The organism is Cryobacterium sp. TmT2-59, assembly GCF_004403545.1.
Taxonomy (GTDB): Bacteria; Actinomycetota; Actinomycetes; order Actinomycetales; family Microbacteriaceae; genus Cryobacterium; species Cryobacterium shii.
Genome location: NZ_SOGM01000018.1, coordinates 131,223 through 144,351, shown reverse-complemented (window position 1 = coordinate 144,351; position 13,129 = coordinate 131,223). Strand labels below are relative to the sequence as shown.

The window sequence follows — 13,129 nt, the reverse complement described above, 5'->3', positions numbered from 1 at the left end:
GCTGCCGCTGCGGCCTGCGCGGCGGCGGCCTGCGCGGCGGCGGCCTGTTCGGCGGCCTGCTTCGCGGCCAGCTCGGCGGCCTGCTTCGCGGCTTGCTCGGCGGCCACCCGGTCGACCTCGGCCGTGGAGGCCCGCACAGTCGCCGTTTCGGCCCTGGTCTGGTCGACGAGATCGAAGACCCGCTCGGGTTCGAGAACGGTGTAATGGGCCAGTGAGGTGACGGCGCTGGAGAGGGACGTGATGTCCGTCTTGCCCTGGCCCGCCTCCATCACCATTTGGGCGTCCGAGAGAACGCTCCTCGCGGCAAACGCCGCATGCGCCGGCAAGATGACGGCGAAGCCGGACGTCTGCTCGGGATGGGCGCCGGTGGTCACAGACAGTGCCTTCGTGGCGGCGACGCGCTCGCTCTCGGCCTGGGCCGACAGGGTCTGCCAGACGAGACCGGTGCCCAGGATGGACCCGACCGCAAGAACGGCACCGGCAACGAGCAGGCGCTGGCGTCCTCTGCGCCGATGGGTCTCCTCATGGCGGGTGACGCCATGGTCGGCGCTGGCTTGGTCTGCACCGGCCTGATCGGCACTGGCTTCGTCGTTACCGACTTGACTGCCGGTTTCCTCGGTGATGGCGGACAGGAACAATTCAAATTCAGAGGTAGGCATGACTTCCACGGAGCGAATCGCTCGTGCGTGAAGCGCCAACGGTTCTTGTTCGACTTCCTCAGGCGGGGACCCGCCCGGGCGAAGCTGCAAAAATGCACCCGTTTTCTGCATAAATCCTCATGTTAAGCTGGCAAACTCCCGTTAAGAGTGGCTGACCGGTGCTCTTCCGCAGCCGGTCTGGCCAGTTGATCTCACGCTGATCGGGAGATCCGCTCTCGCGCCTCATTCCGTTGGTTTGTCTGGACGTGCCCCCTCAACAGGCCGCCCACATGCCGGCGCGGGCCAGCGCTGCGGAGTCTTCGGCGGCTCGGAGGAGACCGTAATAAGCGTCGTTCGGGGCGATCATGAGCGACTCGGCCGCACCGGCGGCGACGAGTTCGTAGTTGACGAAACGCCCGTCATCGGTCCACAGGTAGAACAGGCTGCGGCCGTACCGGTCGGTCGGATCCCGGTCCGCCGTGACCCAGACGGTGCTGCCGTCGGGCAGCATTGCCTCCAACTGGGCTCTCGCCTCAGCGCCGAAGCATTCGGCGGCGTCGCCGATCTCGGGAGTGTCGAGTCCGACCAGCCGCACCTTGACGTCATCGGTGTTCGGCACGAGGTCGTTGGGCGCACCGGCGCTGAGAAAGAGGGTGTCACCGTCGTGCACATGCTCGACGGTCATGGCGACCGCGTTGGCCGGTCTCCCCGGAACCGCGGCCGGGGACACGCTCGGGTCGCCGGCCGCGGCCGAAGAGTCCGTGCTACCGGAGCCCGGGTCTCCCACCTGAGTGCTGCTCGAGTCGTTGCTGCCGGAGCCCGTGCCGCCGATGCTCTGCCAGCCTCGGAGCCAGGTGTCCGCCACCGAAGCGAGCGGTCCCGGCCCCTGCAGCGCGACGACCCCGAGCAGGCCGGCAACCACCACCAGAACCAGCAGGCGCGAACCGGACTTTCTCTTCTTCCCCATGCCTTGAGACTAGGAGATCGCGCGACCCACGCGCCCCACGCGACCCAGACTCGCGTTGCCTGAACGGGCGCCGGGTCGGCGTAATCGCTGCCGGCAGATCAGCCGCGTCCCTGACGAATTCGACGGAGATTTTGCCCAAAACGCCCCCAAACCCACCGAAACGCCCTCTTTACAGCAGAATCTCCGTCGAATTGGTTCGGGGACCCACGCGGGAGCCGCGAGCGACGGCCGATCCGCGCAACCGATCGATCCGCGCTCACACGGCCAGGCCCGGCTCCGTCCGTGACGCACTGCGCTCGTGCGGCGTGGCCGCCAGCGAGACGGCCTGGGTGGAGAGGGAGGCAGTCGAGAGCGACGTGGCCGACAGGGACGGAGCACCGCGCCGATCGAGGTGGATCCCCGCGAGCATGCAGCGGATGGAGCCGCCCGCCAGCTCGATCGTGGGCACGTCGAGGGGCAGAATCGTGCAGCTGCGCTCGATCACGCTGCGCTGCCCGGCGGTGAGGCAGTCGAGGGCGCGGCGCGAGAGCACCAGCATCCGCCCGCCCGGGCCGTGCAGCTCGATGGCGTTGCCAGCGAAGTTGCGGATCTGCTCCCGGTCGAGGGCGATCACCTCGCGGTCCTGCGCGGTGAGTCGTTCCACGACGTGGCTGCGCCGCGAGGACGACTGGATCAGGTCCAGCCCGACCAGGGCGAAGTCCGTGGCGATGCACATCAGGACATTGGTGTGATAGATCGGCCGGCCGCTCTCGTCGGCCGCGTCGAAGACGATCGGTTCGTAGCCGAAATTGGTGCAGAAGCGCTCCAGCGCGATCGGGTCCGCCCGGCGCGACCGGGCCACATAGGCGATCCGCCCCGCGTGGTCGAGCACCATCGCCCCGGTCCCCTCGAGGAAGACGTCGTCGAGTTCGAGCCCGGAATAGTCGACGACGTCCTGCACCCGGTAGCGCTGTTTCAGCATCTCGACGATGTCGCCGCGGCGTTCCGTGCGGCGATTCGGCGCGTGCATCGGGTACAGGGCCACATGCCCGCCCGCGTGGGTGGAGATCCAATTGTTCGGGAATACGCTGTCCGGCCGCCCGGGCCCGTCGTCGTCGAACAGGTGCACGACGATGCCCCGTGACTCCAGAGTCTCGGCCACCCGGGTCACCTCGGCGTAGGCGGCTTCGGCGATCAGGGCCGCATCGTGCCCGGCATCGACGGATTGGAAGGCGTTGTCGTGCGCCGTTTCCGGGTTGGGCGTGAAGAAATGAGGTCGGATCAGCAGAACGGCCGACGGGGCCTGTACGGACATCGGACTCAGACTCGGCTCAGACTCGAATTCGGACTCAGGCTCGGACTCAGACGAGAACGGGCGCGCCGGCGGTGACGAGCCCGAACAGGTCCTTCGGGTCGTCGGGGTCGGCCACGAGGTCGATGTCGGTGTAGAACCGGGTCTGGTCGACGGCATCCTGCAGGAAGCGGAGCGCGGAGAAGTCCTCGATGGCGAAACCGACCGAGTCGAAGACGGTGATCTGATCAACGGATGTGCGTCCAGAAGCCTGGCCGAGGAGGACCTGCCACATCTCGGTGACGGGGAACTCGGGGTGCATCTGCTGGATCTCGCCCTCGATCCGGGTCTGCGCCGTGAACTCCACGAAGACGTCCGAGCGGTGCAGGATGGCGCCGTCGAGTTCGGTCTTGCCCGGGCAGTCCCCGCCGATCGCGTTGATGTGCACTCCGGGGCCGACCATGGCGTCGGTGAGCACGGTGGCGTTCGCCTTGTCCGCGGTGCAGGTGGTGATGATGTCGGCGCCGGTCACGGCATCCGTGGCGCTGGCCGCGACGACGATCTCGAAACCGAGCGGAGCCAGGTTGCGCACGAACTTCGCGATGGCGTCGGGATCGGTGTCCCAGACGCGCAGCCGGTTGATGCCGAGCAGGCCGCGGAACGCCAGGGCCTGGAATTCGGACTGCGTGCCCGTGCCGATCATCGCCATGGTCTGCGAGTCGGGCCGGGCCAGGGCGCGGGCGACCATGGCCGAGGTGGCGGCGGTGCGGAAGGCCGTGAGCACGGTCATCTCGGACCAGAACGTGGGGTAGCCGCTCTGCACGTCGGCGAGGACGCCGAATGCGGTGACGGTCTGCAGGCCGCGCGACGGGTTCGACGGATGTCCGTTGACGTACTTGAATCCGTACGTGACGCCGTCGCTCGTGGGCATGAGTTCGATCACGCCGAGCGGGGAATGGCTGGCCACCCGCGGCGCCTTGTCGAACGTGGGCCAGCGGCGGAAGTCGCGCTCGATGTACTCGACCATGTCCGTGAGGATGCGCTCCACCCCGGTTTCGGCTGCCCACCGGTTGATGTTTCCCACGTCCACAAATCGCACCATGTGCGGCTCCTCTCGATCAGGGTTTCAACCGTATGCATAGGCGATGTGCAGCCGCCATGGGTTCATCGCCGCAATCTGACCACTTCATCGATCACTCTGTGCGGTGTTTATATACACTTTGGGTAATGTATCCCCTCGGCGACCTCGACCGCCGCCTCCTGTCCGCCCTGCGCGTGAACGGCCGCGAGCCCGTCGCCAGCCTGGCCCGCGACCTCGGGGTCACGAGGTCGACGATCAACAGCCGCCTCAAGCGTCTCACCGACTCCGGCACGGTGGTCGGGTTCGGCGTCAGGATCAGGGAGGACCGGGACCCCAATTCGATCCGGGCGATCACGCTGATCGAGGTGGAGGTCCGGGCCATCGCCCAGGTCATCCACGCCCTGCGCGGCTATCCGGAGGTGAAGGCCCTGCACTCCACGAACGGCGGCTGGGACCTGGTCGCCGAGCTGCGCACCGACACCCTGGCCGACTTCGACCGACTGCTCGGGCAGGTGCGCTCGATCGAGGGCGTGCTGAACAGCGAGACCAGCCTGCTGCTCAGTTCGGTCTCGACCGGGGACCTGCCCGGCACCTGAGACGCCGAACCTAGGAGTTCAGCGAGGAGGCGAGGCCCGAGGAGAGCATGGACAGCACGAACCCGGCCGCCGTGACGATCCAGGCGACGGTCTCCGCGTACCCGGCCAGTGGCCGGCCGTGTTTGTCGCGCTGGGCGCCCGCCAGGACGAGGATCAGGTCGATCAGCCACCAGAGCCCGAAGCCGCCCACCGTCAGCAGCTTCAGCAGGCCGGTTCCGACCTTGCCAAGGTAGAACCGGTCGATGGCGAGGAAGCCGAGCAGCCAGGCGAACAGCCAGGTCGCCACGAACGACTTCGGCGGCGGCGAGTAACCGGGCGTGACTGGCGGGTACGGCTGCGGAAGGTACTGCTCTGTCATGGCGGAGATCTCCTTGTCGATGAGAGAGTGTCGCTAGACATAGTGATACCGATACCCGACCCGTGGGCCTTGAACCTCAGATCAGGCCGGGGAACCGCCCGCAATCTCGTAGGACCACAGCTCGCTGCTCATCCCGACGGGCGGCCGCGCCGCGGGCTCGCCCTCCGTGGCCGGCTCGGCGCGGTGGCCGTGTCCGAAGGCCGGCGAGCTGACCCAGGCCCGGAAGGAGTCCTCATCGGCCCAGCGGGTCACGACCAGCCAGGTGTGGCGGTCATCCGTGGGCCTCAGCAGTTCGAATCCCTCGAAGCCGGGCCGGTCGTCGACGGCCCCGGCTCGGGCGGCGAACCGGCGTGCCAGCTCGTCACCGTTGTCGCCCGGCACGGTGATCGCGTTGATTTTGATGATCGTCATCGAAGTTCTCCCTCTCGTTGATCCACAGTCTGCGTCCCATGCTGTCACTCCCGGATACCTATGCTGGAGTCGACATGCGACTCTTCCTGATCCGCCACGGCCAAACGCCCGCCAACGTCCTCGGACAGCTCGACACCTCCCACCCGGGGCCGGGCCTGACCGAGCTCGGCACGCGGCAGGCCGCCGTGATCCCGGACACGCTCCGGCTGGACTCGGTCGACGCCATCTTCGCGTCGACCCTTCGTCGCACGCAACTCACGGCCCGGCCTCTGGCTGCCGACCGGTCCATCGAGGTGCGGGTGTCCCCCGGGCTGCACGAGATCGAGGCCGGCTCCCTCGAGGGGCTGAACGACCCGGCATCCGTTCACACGTACATGCAGACCGTCTTCGCCTGGGGCGCCGGCGATCTCGACGCCCGGATGCCGGGGCCTCGGACGGACACGCGTTCTTCGCCCGGTACGACGCCGACATCGCGGCCGCCACCGCCGACGTCGAGACGGCCGCCGTCTTCAGCCACGGCGCGGCGATCCGGGTCTGGACCGCGGCCCGCACCCTCAACATGCCGCCCCGATTCGCGGGCTCGCACGACCTCGAGAACACGGGAGTGGTGGAACTGAGCGGCTCAGCGACGGATGGCTGGACGCTCGTTTCGTGGGTCGGCCTGCGGATCGGCGGGCCTCTGGCCGACCTGGATACCGAGGGCGCCCAGCCAGTGGCGTGACCGCCGGCTTCAGATCTCTCTCCCCCGCGGCACCTTCGGCCGGACGAGGGCGTGACTGTCCCGCAGCAGTTGCTCGACCAGGGCGTCGTCGATCTGCCCGTCAAGCACGATCGTGATCCAGTGCTTCTTGTTGAGGTGGTAGCCCGGCGTGATCTGCTGCGGGAACTCCTCCCGGAGCGCACGGCTCTCCTCCGGGTCGCACTTGAGTGAGACCGCGAGCGGTTCGCCAGCGAGGGCGCTCAGGGCGAAGATCTTGCCGTTGCCGCTGGTCTTGAACACGCTTGTCTCCTCACCGAAGGGGAACGTCTCAGTCGCCTGCGGAAGACTCAGGCAGAACTCGGCAAGGGCATCCGGTGTCATGGCTACGAGACTAGACGGACTCCGGCGCGACGGTGAAGTCCGGCTCCGTCGCCGCACGGACCTCCTCGACGGTGACGCCGGGGGCCAGACGTCGCAGCAGGAGTCCGGCATCCGTCACATCGAAGACGGCGATGTCGGAGATGATGCGGTCGACGACCTTCAGTCCGGTCAGCGGGAGGCTGCATTCGTTGACGATCTTCGCCGACCCGTCCCTGGCCGTGTGCTCGGTGAGCACGACCACGCGGGGGGTGCCCGCCACGAGGTCCATGGCGCCGCCCATGCCCTTGACCATCTTTCCCGGGATGGTCCAGTTGGCCAGGTCACCGCGGCCGGAGACCTGCATGGCACCCAGAATGGCCACCTTGATGTGCCCGCCGCGGATCATGCCGAACGAGGCCGACGAGTCGAAGATCGAGCCGCCGGGCTGCACCGTGACGGTCTGCTTGCCGGCGTTGATGAGGTCGGCGTCTTCCTCGCCGTCGAACGGGAACGGGCCCATGCCGAGCAGCCCGTTCTCGCTCTGCAGGGTCACCTGCACGCCATCGGGCAGGTTGTTGGCAACGAGCGTGGGGATGCCGATGCCCAGGTTCACGTAGTCGCCGTCGGAGAGTTCCTCGGCCGCGATTGCGGCCATTTCGTCGCGCGTCCATGCCATGGTCTTGCTCCTTGCGGTCGGTGTGTGGTCGGTGCGGTGTGTGGCTGGTGCTTGTGTGCCCGGCGAGTTCGTCAGGCCGGCACGGTCACGGGCCGCGGGCGCACCGTGCGCTGTTCGATGTCCTTGACCCGATTCGAGGCCCGCACCAGGCGCTGCACGAACACCCCGGGGGTGACAACGTCGTGAGGGTCGATCTCGCCGGGCTGCACGATGATCTCGGCCTCGGCGATCGTCAGACGGCCGGCCGTCGCCACCACGGGGTTGAAGTTGCGGGCGGTGTAGCGGTAGACGAGATTGCCCGCGGTGTCGGCCCGATAGGCGTGCACGAGGGCGACATCCGCGATGATCGCCCGCTCCTGGAGGTAGGTCTCGCCGTCGAAGTCGGCGAGCGGCTTGCCCTCGGCGATCAGGGTGCCCACGCCGGTCTTCGTGTAGAAGGCCGGGATGCCGGCGCCGCCCGCGCGGAGCCGCTCGGCCAGGGTGCCCTGCGGGCTGAACTCCACCTCCAGCCTGCCGTCGATGAGCTGCTCGGCGAAGAGCTTGTTCTCCCCCACGTAGGAGGCGATCACCCGCCGCACCTGGCCGGCCTCGAGTAGAACGCCGAGGCCCTTGCCGTCGACGCCCATATTATTGGACACGACGGTGAGATCCTTCACCCCGGATGCCCGCACGGCGTCGATCAGGTCGGCCGGGATGCCGCAAAGACCGAAGCCGCCGACCGCCAGGACCATGCCGTCCCGGAGGACGTCGCTGAGAGCGTCATGTGCGCTGGACCGAACCTTGGTCATGGAATTCTCCTCGTTGAGCATCCGTGTTGATCAATCGGGTTGAGCATCCGGTTCGTATCCACCTTATGGACGCTGCGTCTGTCCGTCATGTTAGGGGTCTGATCGGGCGGCTGTCAATCAGGGCGGATCTGCCCATTTCATTGTGTATCCACGCCGTGATCACTAGGCTGCACAACATCCACATTATGGACAGGAGCCAGGCATGACCGGCATGAAAATCAATCAATCCGTCCCGGTGCAGGGCGCCCAGGTGGTCACCCGCGTCGCCAGGCTCCTGCAGCTCGTCGGACGCAATCCCGCCGGCACTCCCCTGGCCGAGATCGTGCGGGACTCCGGGCTGACCAGGCCCACCGTGCACCGGTTGCTCAGTTCTCTGGCCGCCGAGGGCCTGCTCGACCATGATCCGGTCACGCACACGTGGCACTACGGGCCGGAGATCTTCGTGATGGGAACGGTCGCCGCCCACCGCTACCCGATCGAGGAGCTGGCGCGGCCGAGCCTGCTCCGTTTGGCGGAGGAAACCGGCGAAAGCGCATTCCTCTCGATCCGCCGCGGCGCGGAGACGGTGTGCCTGCTGCGCGAGGAGGGCAGCTTCCCCATCCGGTCGTTCGTGCTCTACGAGGGCCTGCGGCTGCCGCTCGGGGTCGCCTCGGCGGGCCTGGCCATCCTGGCGTACCTGCCCGAGTCCGAGGTCGGGCAGCTCCTGGTGCAGGACGACGCCTTCGTCGATCGGTGGGGTCAGAACCACTCGCCCACCGCCATCCGGGCCAATCTGGAACAGACCAGGATCACCGGCTACTCGGTCAACCCGGGGTTGATCCTGGAGGGCAGTTGGGGAATGGGGGCGGCCATCTTCGACCGCTCCGGGCAACCCGCCTGGGCTCTGTCGTTGACGGGCATCGAGCGGCGTTTCACCGCGGAGCGGCGGGAGATCCTCGGCCAGCTGCTGCTCGAGGAGGCCAGCCGCATCACCCAGGCGCTGCAGCGCGCACGCGTCTAGGGCCTGTCGACGGCGCACGGGCCACCCGTGCATTAGCCTCCAGAGATGGGGACTTGGGACGTTGTCGTGGTCGGATCAGGGGTATGCGGGCTCACGATCGCCCACAATCTGCAGGAGCACGGACGTTCGGTGCTGCTGTTGGACAAGGGATCGCGCCCGGGCGGACGCCTGGCGAGCCGCCCCCTCGCCGGGGCGCTGCTCAACCCCGCCGCCGACACGGTCGTCACCCACGATGCGCACGTGATGAGGGAGATCGCCCGCAGAACCGAAGCCGAGTTCGCTGCGGAACCGGATCATGGCGCGCGCTGGCGATTCGCGGCATCCGCCGGCGATGTGGCTCGCACGTGGGCGGCCGGCACCACGCTTCAGCGCACCTTTGTGACGCAGATCGAGGTGGCGGACTCCGGGCCCCTCCGCGTTGTACCCCACGCGTCCGGCGACCCCGTCATCTGCCAGGCGGTCGTGCTGACTCCGCCGGTTCCGCAGAGCGTTCAGATTCTGCGCACGAGTCACCTCAGGGTCAGCGCGGCCCTGGCGGAGGTCGGCTACGACAAGCGGGCCGTGCTGCTGTGTGTCCTGCGCGGGGATGTGGGCGGCGAGCTGGCGTCGCACGAATCGACACTCGTCGACGCCATCCGCGTTCGGCGGCGGGACGACTCGGGGCTGGTCTGGCTGGAGGTCTTCGCGACCCCGCACTGGAGCGAGTCCACCTGGAACCTGGACGCGAATTTCGTCCACTCGGCGCTGCTGGTCGAGATGAAGCGGCTGTTCCCCGGTGCGCACGCCGTGGACTCCGAGCTGAAGCGCTGGCGTTACGCGAATGCGGTCGCCGCGCTGCCGGGCGCCGGGTTTGATCAGAGCCAGGACCACCCGGGTATCTTCGTCGCGGGTGACGGCTTCGGCAGTGTGGACGGGCATCCGGCCGGGGTCTCTCGCGCGGTCCGCTCCGGCCCGGACGTGGTGCGGGCGCTCTCCTGAGAGTCGTCGATCACTGGGGTGGCTCCAGCACAGCGTGCGGTGCCGCGTCTAACCAATTCGACGGAGATTCTGCCGTAAAAACCCGATTTCAGCCCGATTAGGGCCGATTTGGGCAAAATCTCCGTCGAATTCGTTCAGTCAGACGTGGTCGCGCCAGCTGTGCTCGGGTGCGTAGCCGAGCATCCGCCGGGCCTTGTCGATCGAGAGCAGGGTGACGTTCTCGCCGACCTCCCGCAGGTCGACTCCCGGGAAGACCTCGGCGGCCAGCTCGGCGTTCGGCCGGCTCATCACCGTGTCGGCCGCGGCGATGATGAATGCCTCGAAGCCCGGCTTCGCGTTCTCCAGGGCCCGCAGCACGGCCTGGGCGCCGTCACGGCCGTCGATGTAGCCCCACAGGTTCCATTTGCGCAGGGTGGCGTCGGCGTCGAAGGCGGGGAAGGCCGCGTAGTCCTCCGGGTCCTTCACGTTGGAGAACCGCAGCGCCGTGATGCTGAGCTCGGGGTCCCAGCGGGTGAGCTGGATCGCCATCTGCTCCTCGAGATGCTTCACCAGCGAGTAGGTGCTCTCGGGCCGGGCCGAGTATTCCTCGTCCACCGGAAGGTAGGGCGGGGCGATGTCGAACGGCAGCCCGAGCACGGTCTCGCTGGACGCGTAGACCAGCTTCTTGATGCCCGCCCGCCGGGCCGCCTGGAACACGTTATAGGTGGAGAGGATGTTGTTGTGGAACGTGGCCACGTCGGGAACCAGGCCAGGTGCCGGGATCGCACCCAGGTGCACGATGGCGTCGAACCCGGTGTGCCGGTCGTCGACACCGAGGACCGCGTCGACGACCTGGCCGTAGTCCTTCAGATCGACGACGACCAGACCGGGGTTCCGGTCGCCGTCGCGGTCGAGGTTCAGCACCTCGTGGCCCTCGGCGATCAGCCGCTGCACGACCGTCCGGCCGAGTTTTCCGCTTCCGCCTGTGACAACAACCCTCATGGAGAACTCCTCTTTCGTTGATCACAAGCGTACGTTGCAACGCCGTGCCGCCCACCCGGCTCGCTCGCCCGAAAGCCGGAGAGAGAATGAAGGAGTGAGCGACGCCGGCGAATTCGTGGACATGACACTCCGAAACGAGGGGGATGCGTACCGGGCGGCGGCGGAGAAGGACCGCCTGGGCAGTGACCTGCGGTTCTACGGTGCGACGGTCGGTGCGGTGCGGGGCACGATTCGCGATGTCGCCCGCCGGTATCCCGGTCTGACGCACGACGACATCACCGCGCTGAGTTCTGAACTGTGGGCGGTGCCGGTGTTCGAGCGCCGCCTCGCGGCAGTCGTGCTGCTGCAGTCGAACGTGCTCGTTCTGGACAACTCGGATCTGACCCGGATCGAGGGCTTCGTGCGCGGCGCACGTCTGCCTGCCCTGGTCGATCCGCTCGCCCGCGACGTGGTCGCTCCCCTGCTGGAAAGGCTCGACCAGTCCGGTCGCACCCGGGCGAACATCGTTCTCGAGCGCTGGGCCGGGGACAGCGACCGGTGTCTCCGCCGGGCCGCCCTGCTGGCGACGACCCTCCGGTAGAGCGGCCTCGGCAAGAGCGTCAGAGCTGCGGCAGCACCTGCTCGCGCACCTGCTTGCGCAGGATCTTGCCGAGCATCGAGCGCGGCATGTCCTGGATCTGTACGATCCGCCGTGGGATCTTGTACGCCGCGAGGTGCTCGCGGCAGTGCGCGCGCAGGGCCTCCTCGTCGAGCCGGGCGCCCGGTTTGAGTTCGACCGCGGCGACGACCAGTTCCCCGCCGCGTTCGAGTGCCTTGCCGAACACGGCCGCGTCGACGACATCCGCGTGCAGGCGGAGCACGGCCTCGACCTCGGAGGGCGAGACGTTGAAACCGCCGGTGATGACGAGTTCCTTGGCGCGGTCCACGATCGTGGTGAAGCCGTCTTCGTCGACGGTCACGATGTCCCCGGTGCGCAGCCAGCCGCCGGGCAGGAGCGTCTTCGCGGTTTCCTCCGGGTTGTTCCAATAGCCCTGGAAGACCTGCGGGCCGTTCAGGAGCAGCTCTCCCGGCTCGCCCTGCGGCACCTCCCGGGTGGGGTCGTCCAGGTCGACGACCTTCATCCGGGTGGACGGGAACGGCACGCCGATCGTGCCCGTGCGCCGGGTCGGGTGGAACGGGTTGCCCAGCGCGACCGGCGAGGATTCGGTCATGCCGTAGCCCTCCACGAGCAGGCCGCCCGACACCGATTCCCACAGTTCGACCACGTGGTCGGGCAGGTTCATCGCACCGGAAATGCAGTATTTGCAGGAACGGAGCGAGATTCCGCGCTCTTTCGCGACCACGGCGGTGCGCTCGTAGATGGGCGGCACCGCGCAGTAGACCGTCGCAGGCGACTTCTTCATGGCGTCGAGGATCAGGTTGGGGTCGAACTTGGGGAACAGCACCAGCAGGGCCTGCTTACGGATGCCGTAGGTCAGGTAGAGCGTCATGCCGAACGCGTGGAACATGGGCAGGATCGCGTAGAAGATCTCCTTGCGGTACTCGGCCCCCTGCATCCAGGCCTCGCCCTGCAGGGCGTTGGAGTACAAGTTGAAATGGGTCAGCATGGCGCCCTTGGGCTGGCCGGTCGTGCCGGAGGTGTACTGGATGGCCGCGAGATCGGTGACCGCGGGCCGGGGGTGCTCTGGATCGATCGGACCGTGGCTGAGCAGGTCTTTCCAGGGGATCGTTTTCGGGGCCGGCCCGGTCAGTGCCTCACGGGACTCGCGCAGGCTCTTCACCGGCAGGTGCAGGGCGAGGCGCTTGATCGCGGGGAACGCCTCGAGGAGGTTGACGGACACGATGTGGTCGATCTCGATGTCCGCGGGGAAGGTGCGAATGGATGCGACGGACTTGTCCCAGGCGATCACGATGCGGGCCTGGTGGTCCTCGAACTGGTGGCGCAGCTCCCGGGCGGTGTAGAGCGGGTTGTGCTCCACCACGACGGCGCCCAGGCGCAGCACCGCGTAGAAGGCGACAACGTGCTGGGGGCAGTTCGGCAGGAGCAGGGCCACACGGTCCTCCGCCCGCACTCCGAGGCCGCGCAGGCCCTCCGCCGCCCGGTCGATCTGGTCGCCGAGCTCGGTGTAGCTGGTGCGGCGGCCGAAGAACTCCAGCGCCGGATGGCTGCCGGCCTCGGCCACGGAACGCTCCAGCATGGCCACGAGCGACTCCTCGGGGAGGTCGATTTCGGCCGGGACGCCCGGCTGGTAATTCTTCACCCAGGACTGTTGTTCGATATTCGACATTCTCATATCCTCCCGCGATTCACCCCGCGGCTTGGAC

The 13,129-nt window shown here is 67.8% G+C and carries 16 protein-coding genes; 5 read left to right on the top strand and 11 right to left on the bottom strand.

What is annotated here, in order from left to right; all coding sequences use genetic code 11:
* The 4 genes from E3T24_RS03210 to E3T24_RS03195 all read right to left on the bottom strand — a co-directional run.
* A partial coding sequence (locus tag E3T24_RS03210) for a hypothetical protein (protein WP_194087736.1) occupies window positions 1-659 on the bottom strand: 659 nt, incomplete at its 3' end.
* 253 nt (window positions 660-912) lie between these two features.
* A complete protein-coding gene (locus tag E3T24_RS03205) occupies window positions 913-1,605 on the bottom strand; it encodes a thermonuclease family protein (RefSeq protein WP_134366311.1) in 693 nt (230 codons plus the stop codon).
* Window positions 1,606-1,861: 256 nt separating this feature from the next.
* Complete coding sequence (locus tag E3T24_RS03200) at window positions 1,862-2,899, bottom strand: arginine deiminase-related protein (RefSeq protein WP_198416009.1); 1,038 nt, start codon at window positions 2,897-2,899, stop codon at window positions 1,862-1,864.
* A gap of 46 nt (window positions 2,900-2,945) precedes the next feature.
* Window positions 2,946-3,977: an ornithine cyclodeaminase gene (locus E3T24_RS03195; protein WP_134366312.1), complete on the bottom strand. Its 1,032-nt coding sequence runs from the start codon at window positions 3,975-3,977 to the stop codon at window positions 2,946-2,948.
* A gap of 125 nt (window positions 3,978-4,102) precedes the next feature.
* Between E3T24_RS03195 and E3T24_RS03190 the strand changes: the two genes are divergently transcribed.
* Window positions 4,103-4,552 (top strand): Lrp/AsnC family transcriptional regulator, encoded by a 450-nt coding sequence (locus E3T24_RS03190; protein ID WP_134366313.1) that lies wholly within the window; start codon window positions 4,103-4,105, stop codon window positions 4,550-4,552.
* A gap of 10 nt (window positions 4,553-4,562) precedes the next feature.
* Here the strand turns inward: E3T24_RS03190 and E3T24_RS03185 are convergent, their stop codons facing one another.
* Window positions 4,563-4,910 carry a TM2 domain-containing protein gene (locus E3T24_RS03185; protein WP_134434275.1) on the bottom strand — a complete coding sequence of 116 codons (348 nt, stop codon included), beginning with the start codon at window positions 4,908-4,910 and terminating at the stop codon, window positions 4,563-4,565.
* Between the two features lie 81 nt (window positions 4,911-4,991).
* The gene (locus E3T24_RS03180) at window positions 4,992-5,321 is read right to left on the bottom strand and encodes an antibiotic biosynthesis monooxygenase family protein (protein ID WP_134366315.1); all 330 of its coding nucleotides are present in this window, start codon (window positions 5,319-5,321) and stop codon (window positions 4,992-4,994) included.
* A gap of 38 nt (window positions 5,322-5,359) precedes the next feature.
* Between E3T24_RS03180 and E3T24_RS03175 the strand changes: the two genes are divergently transcribed.
* Window positions 5,360-5,938 (top strand): histidine phosphatase family protein, encoded by a 579-nt coding sequence (locus E3T24_RS03175; protein ID WP_347232634.1) that lies wholly within the window; start codon window positions 5,360-5,362, stop codon window positions 5,936-5,938.
* A 113-nt stretch (window positions 5,939-6,051) separates the two neighbouring features.
* On the opposite strand, the gene E3T24_RS03170 is transcribed toward E3T24_RS03175, so the two are convergent.
* From E3T24_RS03170 to E3T24_RS03160, 3 genes are all read right to left on the bottom strand, one after another.
* Window positions 6,052-6,402 (bottom strand): MmcQ/YjbR family DNA-binding protein, encoded by a 351-nt coding sequence (locus tag E3T24_RS03170; RefSeq protein WP_134366316.1) that lies wholly within the window; start codon window positions 6,400-6,402, stop codon window positions 6,052-6,054.
* Window positions 6,403-6,412: 10 nt separating this feature from the next.
* Window positions 6,413-7,057: a CoA transferase subunit B gene (locus E3T24_RS03165; RefSeq protein WP_134366317.1), complete on the bottom strand. Its 645-nt coding sequence runs from the start codon at window positions 7,055-7,057 to the stop codon at window positions 6,413-6,415.
* A 71-nt stretch (window positions 7,058-7,128) separates the two neighbouring features.
* Window positions 7,129-7,845: a CoA transferase subunit A gene (locus tag E3T24_RS03160; RefSeq protein ID WP_134366318.1), complete on the bottom strand. Its 717-nt coding sequence runs from the start codon at window positions 7,843-7,845 to the stop codon at window positions 7,129-7,131.
* 202 nt (window positions 7,846-8,047) lie between these two features.
* On the opposite strand from E3T24_RS03160, the gene E3T24_RS03155 reads away from it, so the two are divergent.
* Window positions 8,048-8,845: an IclR family transcriptional regulator gene (locus tag E3T24_RS03155; RefSeq protein WP_241975755.1), complete on the top strand. Its 798-nt coding sequence runs from the start codon at window positions 8,048-8,050 to the stop codon at window positions 8,843-8,845.
* A 45-nt stretch (window positions 8,846-8,890) separates the two neighbouring features.
* Complete coding sequence (locus tag E3T24_RS03150; protein ID WP_134434274.1) at window positions 8,891-9,823, top strand: FAD-dependent oxidoreductase; 933 nt, start codon at window positions 8,891-8,893, stop codon at window positions 9,821-9,823.
* Window positions 9,824-9,961: 138 nt separating this feature from the next.
* Here E3T24_RS03150 and E3T24_RS03145 read toward each other — a convergent pair whose 3' ends face one another.
* A complete protein-coding gene (locus tag E3T24_RS03145; protein ID WP_134366320.1) occupies window positions 9,962-10,804 on the bottom strand; it encodes an NAD(P)-dependent oxidoreductase in 843 nt (280 codons plus the stop codon).
* A 94-nt stretch (window positions 10,805-10,898) separates the two neighbouring features.
* On the opposite strand from E3T24_RS03145, the gene E3T24_RS03140 reads away from it, so the two are divergent.
* Window positions 10,899-11,384 carry a DNA alkylation repair protein gene (locus E3T24_RS03140; protein WP_134366321.1) on the top strand — a complete coding sequence of 162 codons (486 nt, stop codon included), beginning with the start codon at window positions 10,899-10,901 and terminating at the stop codon, window positions 11,382-11,384.
* Window positions 11,385-11,403: 19 nt separating this feature from the next.
* Here E3T24_RS03140 and E3T24_RS03135 read toward each other — a convergent pair whose 3' ends face one another.
* Window positions 11,404-13,092, bottom strand: a complete 1,689-nt coding sequence (locus E3T24_RS03135; protein WP_134366322.1) for a long-chain-fatty-acid--CoA ligase — start codon at window positions 13,090-13,092, stop codon at window positions 11,404-11,406.
* Window positions 13,093-13,129 lie beyond the last annotated feature (37 nt).

What these genes read in the sequence shown, in the direction of transcription:
- E3T24_RS03205 (WP_134366311.1), bottom strand. Translation starts at nt 1,605, where the DNA reads ATGGGGAAGAAGAGAAAGTCCGGTTCGCGCCTGCTGGTTCTGGTGGTG.
- E3T24_RS03200 (WP_198416009.1), bottom strand. Translation starts at nt 2,899, where the DNA reads ATGTCCGTACAGGCCCCGTCGGCCGTTCTGCTGATCCGACCTCATTTC.
- E3T24_RS03195 (WP_134366312.1), bottom strand. Translation starts at nt 3,977, where the DNA reads ATGGTGCGATTTGTGGACGTGGGAAACATCAACCGGTGGGCAGCCGAA.
- E3T24_RS03190 (WP_134366313.1), top strand. Translation starts at nt 4,103, where the DNA reads ATGTATCCCCTCGGCGACCTCGACCGCCGCCTCCTGTCCGCCCTGCGC.
- E3T24_RS03185 (WP_134434275.1), bottom strand. Translation starts at nt 4,910, where the DNA reads ATGACAGAGCAGTACCTTCCGCAGCCGTACCCGCCAGTCACGCCCGGT.
- E3T24_RS03180 (WP_134366315.1), bottom strand. Translation starts at nt 5,321, where the DNA reads ATGACGATCATCAAAATCAACGCGATCACCGTGCCGGGCGACAACGGT.
- E3T24_RS03175 (WP_347232634.1), top strand. Translation starts at nt 5,360, where the DNA reads ATGCTGTCACTCCCGGATACCTATGCTGGAGTCGACATGCGACTCTTC.
- E3T24_RS03170 (WP_134366316.1), bottom strand. Translation starts at nt 6,402, where the DNA reads ATGACACCGGATGCCCTTGCCGAGTTCTGCCTGAGTCTTCCGCAGGCG.
- E3T24_RS03165 (WP_134366317.1), bottom strand. Translation starts at nt 7,057, where the DNA reads ATGGCATGGACGCGCGACGAAATGGCCGCAATCGCGGCCGAGGAACTC.
- E3T24_RS03160 (WP_134366318.1), bottom strand. Translation starts at nt 7,845, where the DNA reads ATGACCAAGGTTCGGTCCAGCGCACATGACGCTCTCAGCGACGTCCTC.
- E3T24_RS03155 (WP_241975755.1), top strand. Translation starts at nt 8,048, where the DNA reads ATGACCGGCATGAAAATCAATCAATCCGTCCCGGTGCAGGGCGCCCAG.
- E3T24_RS03150 (WP_134434274.1), top strand. Translation starts at nt 8,891, where the DNA reads ATGGGGACTTGGGACGTTGTCGTGGTCGGATCAGGGGTATGCGGGCTC.
- E3T24_RS03145 (WP_134366320.1), bottom strand. Translation starts at nt 10,804, where the DNA reads ATGAGGGTTGTTGTCACAGGCGGAAGCGGAAAACTCGGCCGGACGGTC.
- E3T24_RS03135 (WP_134366322.1), bottom strand. Translation starts at nt 13,092, where the DNA reads ATGTCGAATATCGAACAACAGTCCTGGGTGAAGAATTACCAGCCGGGC.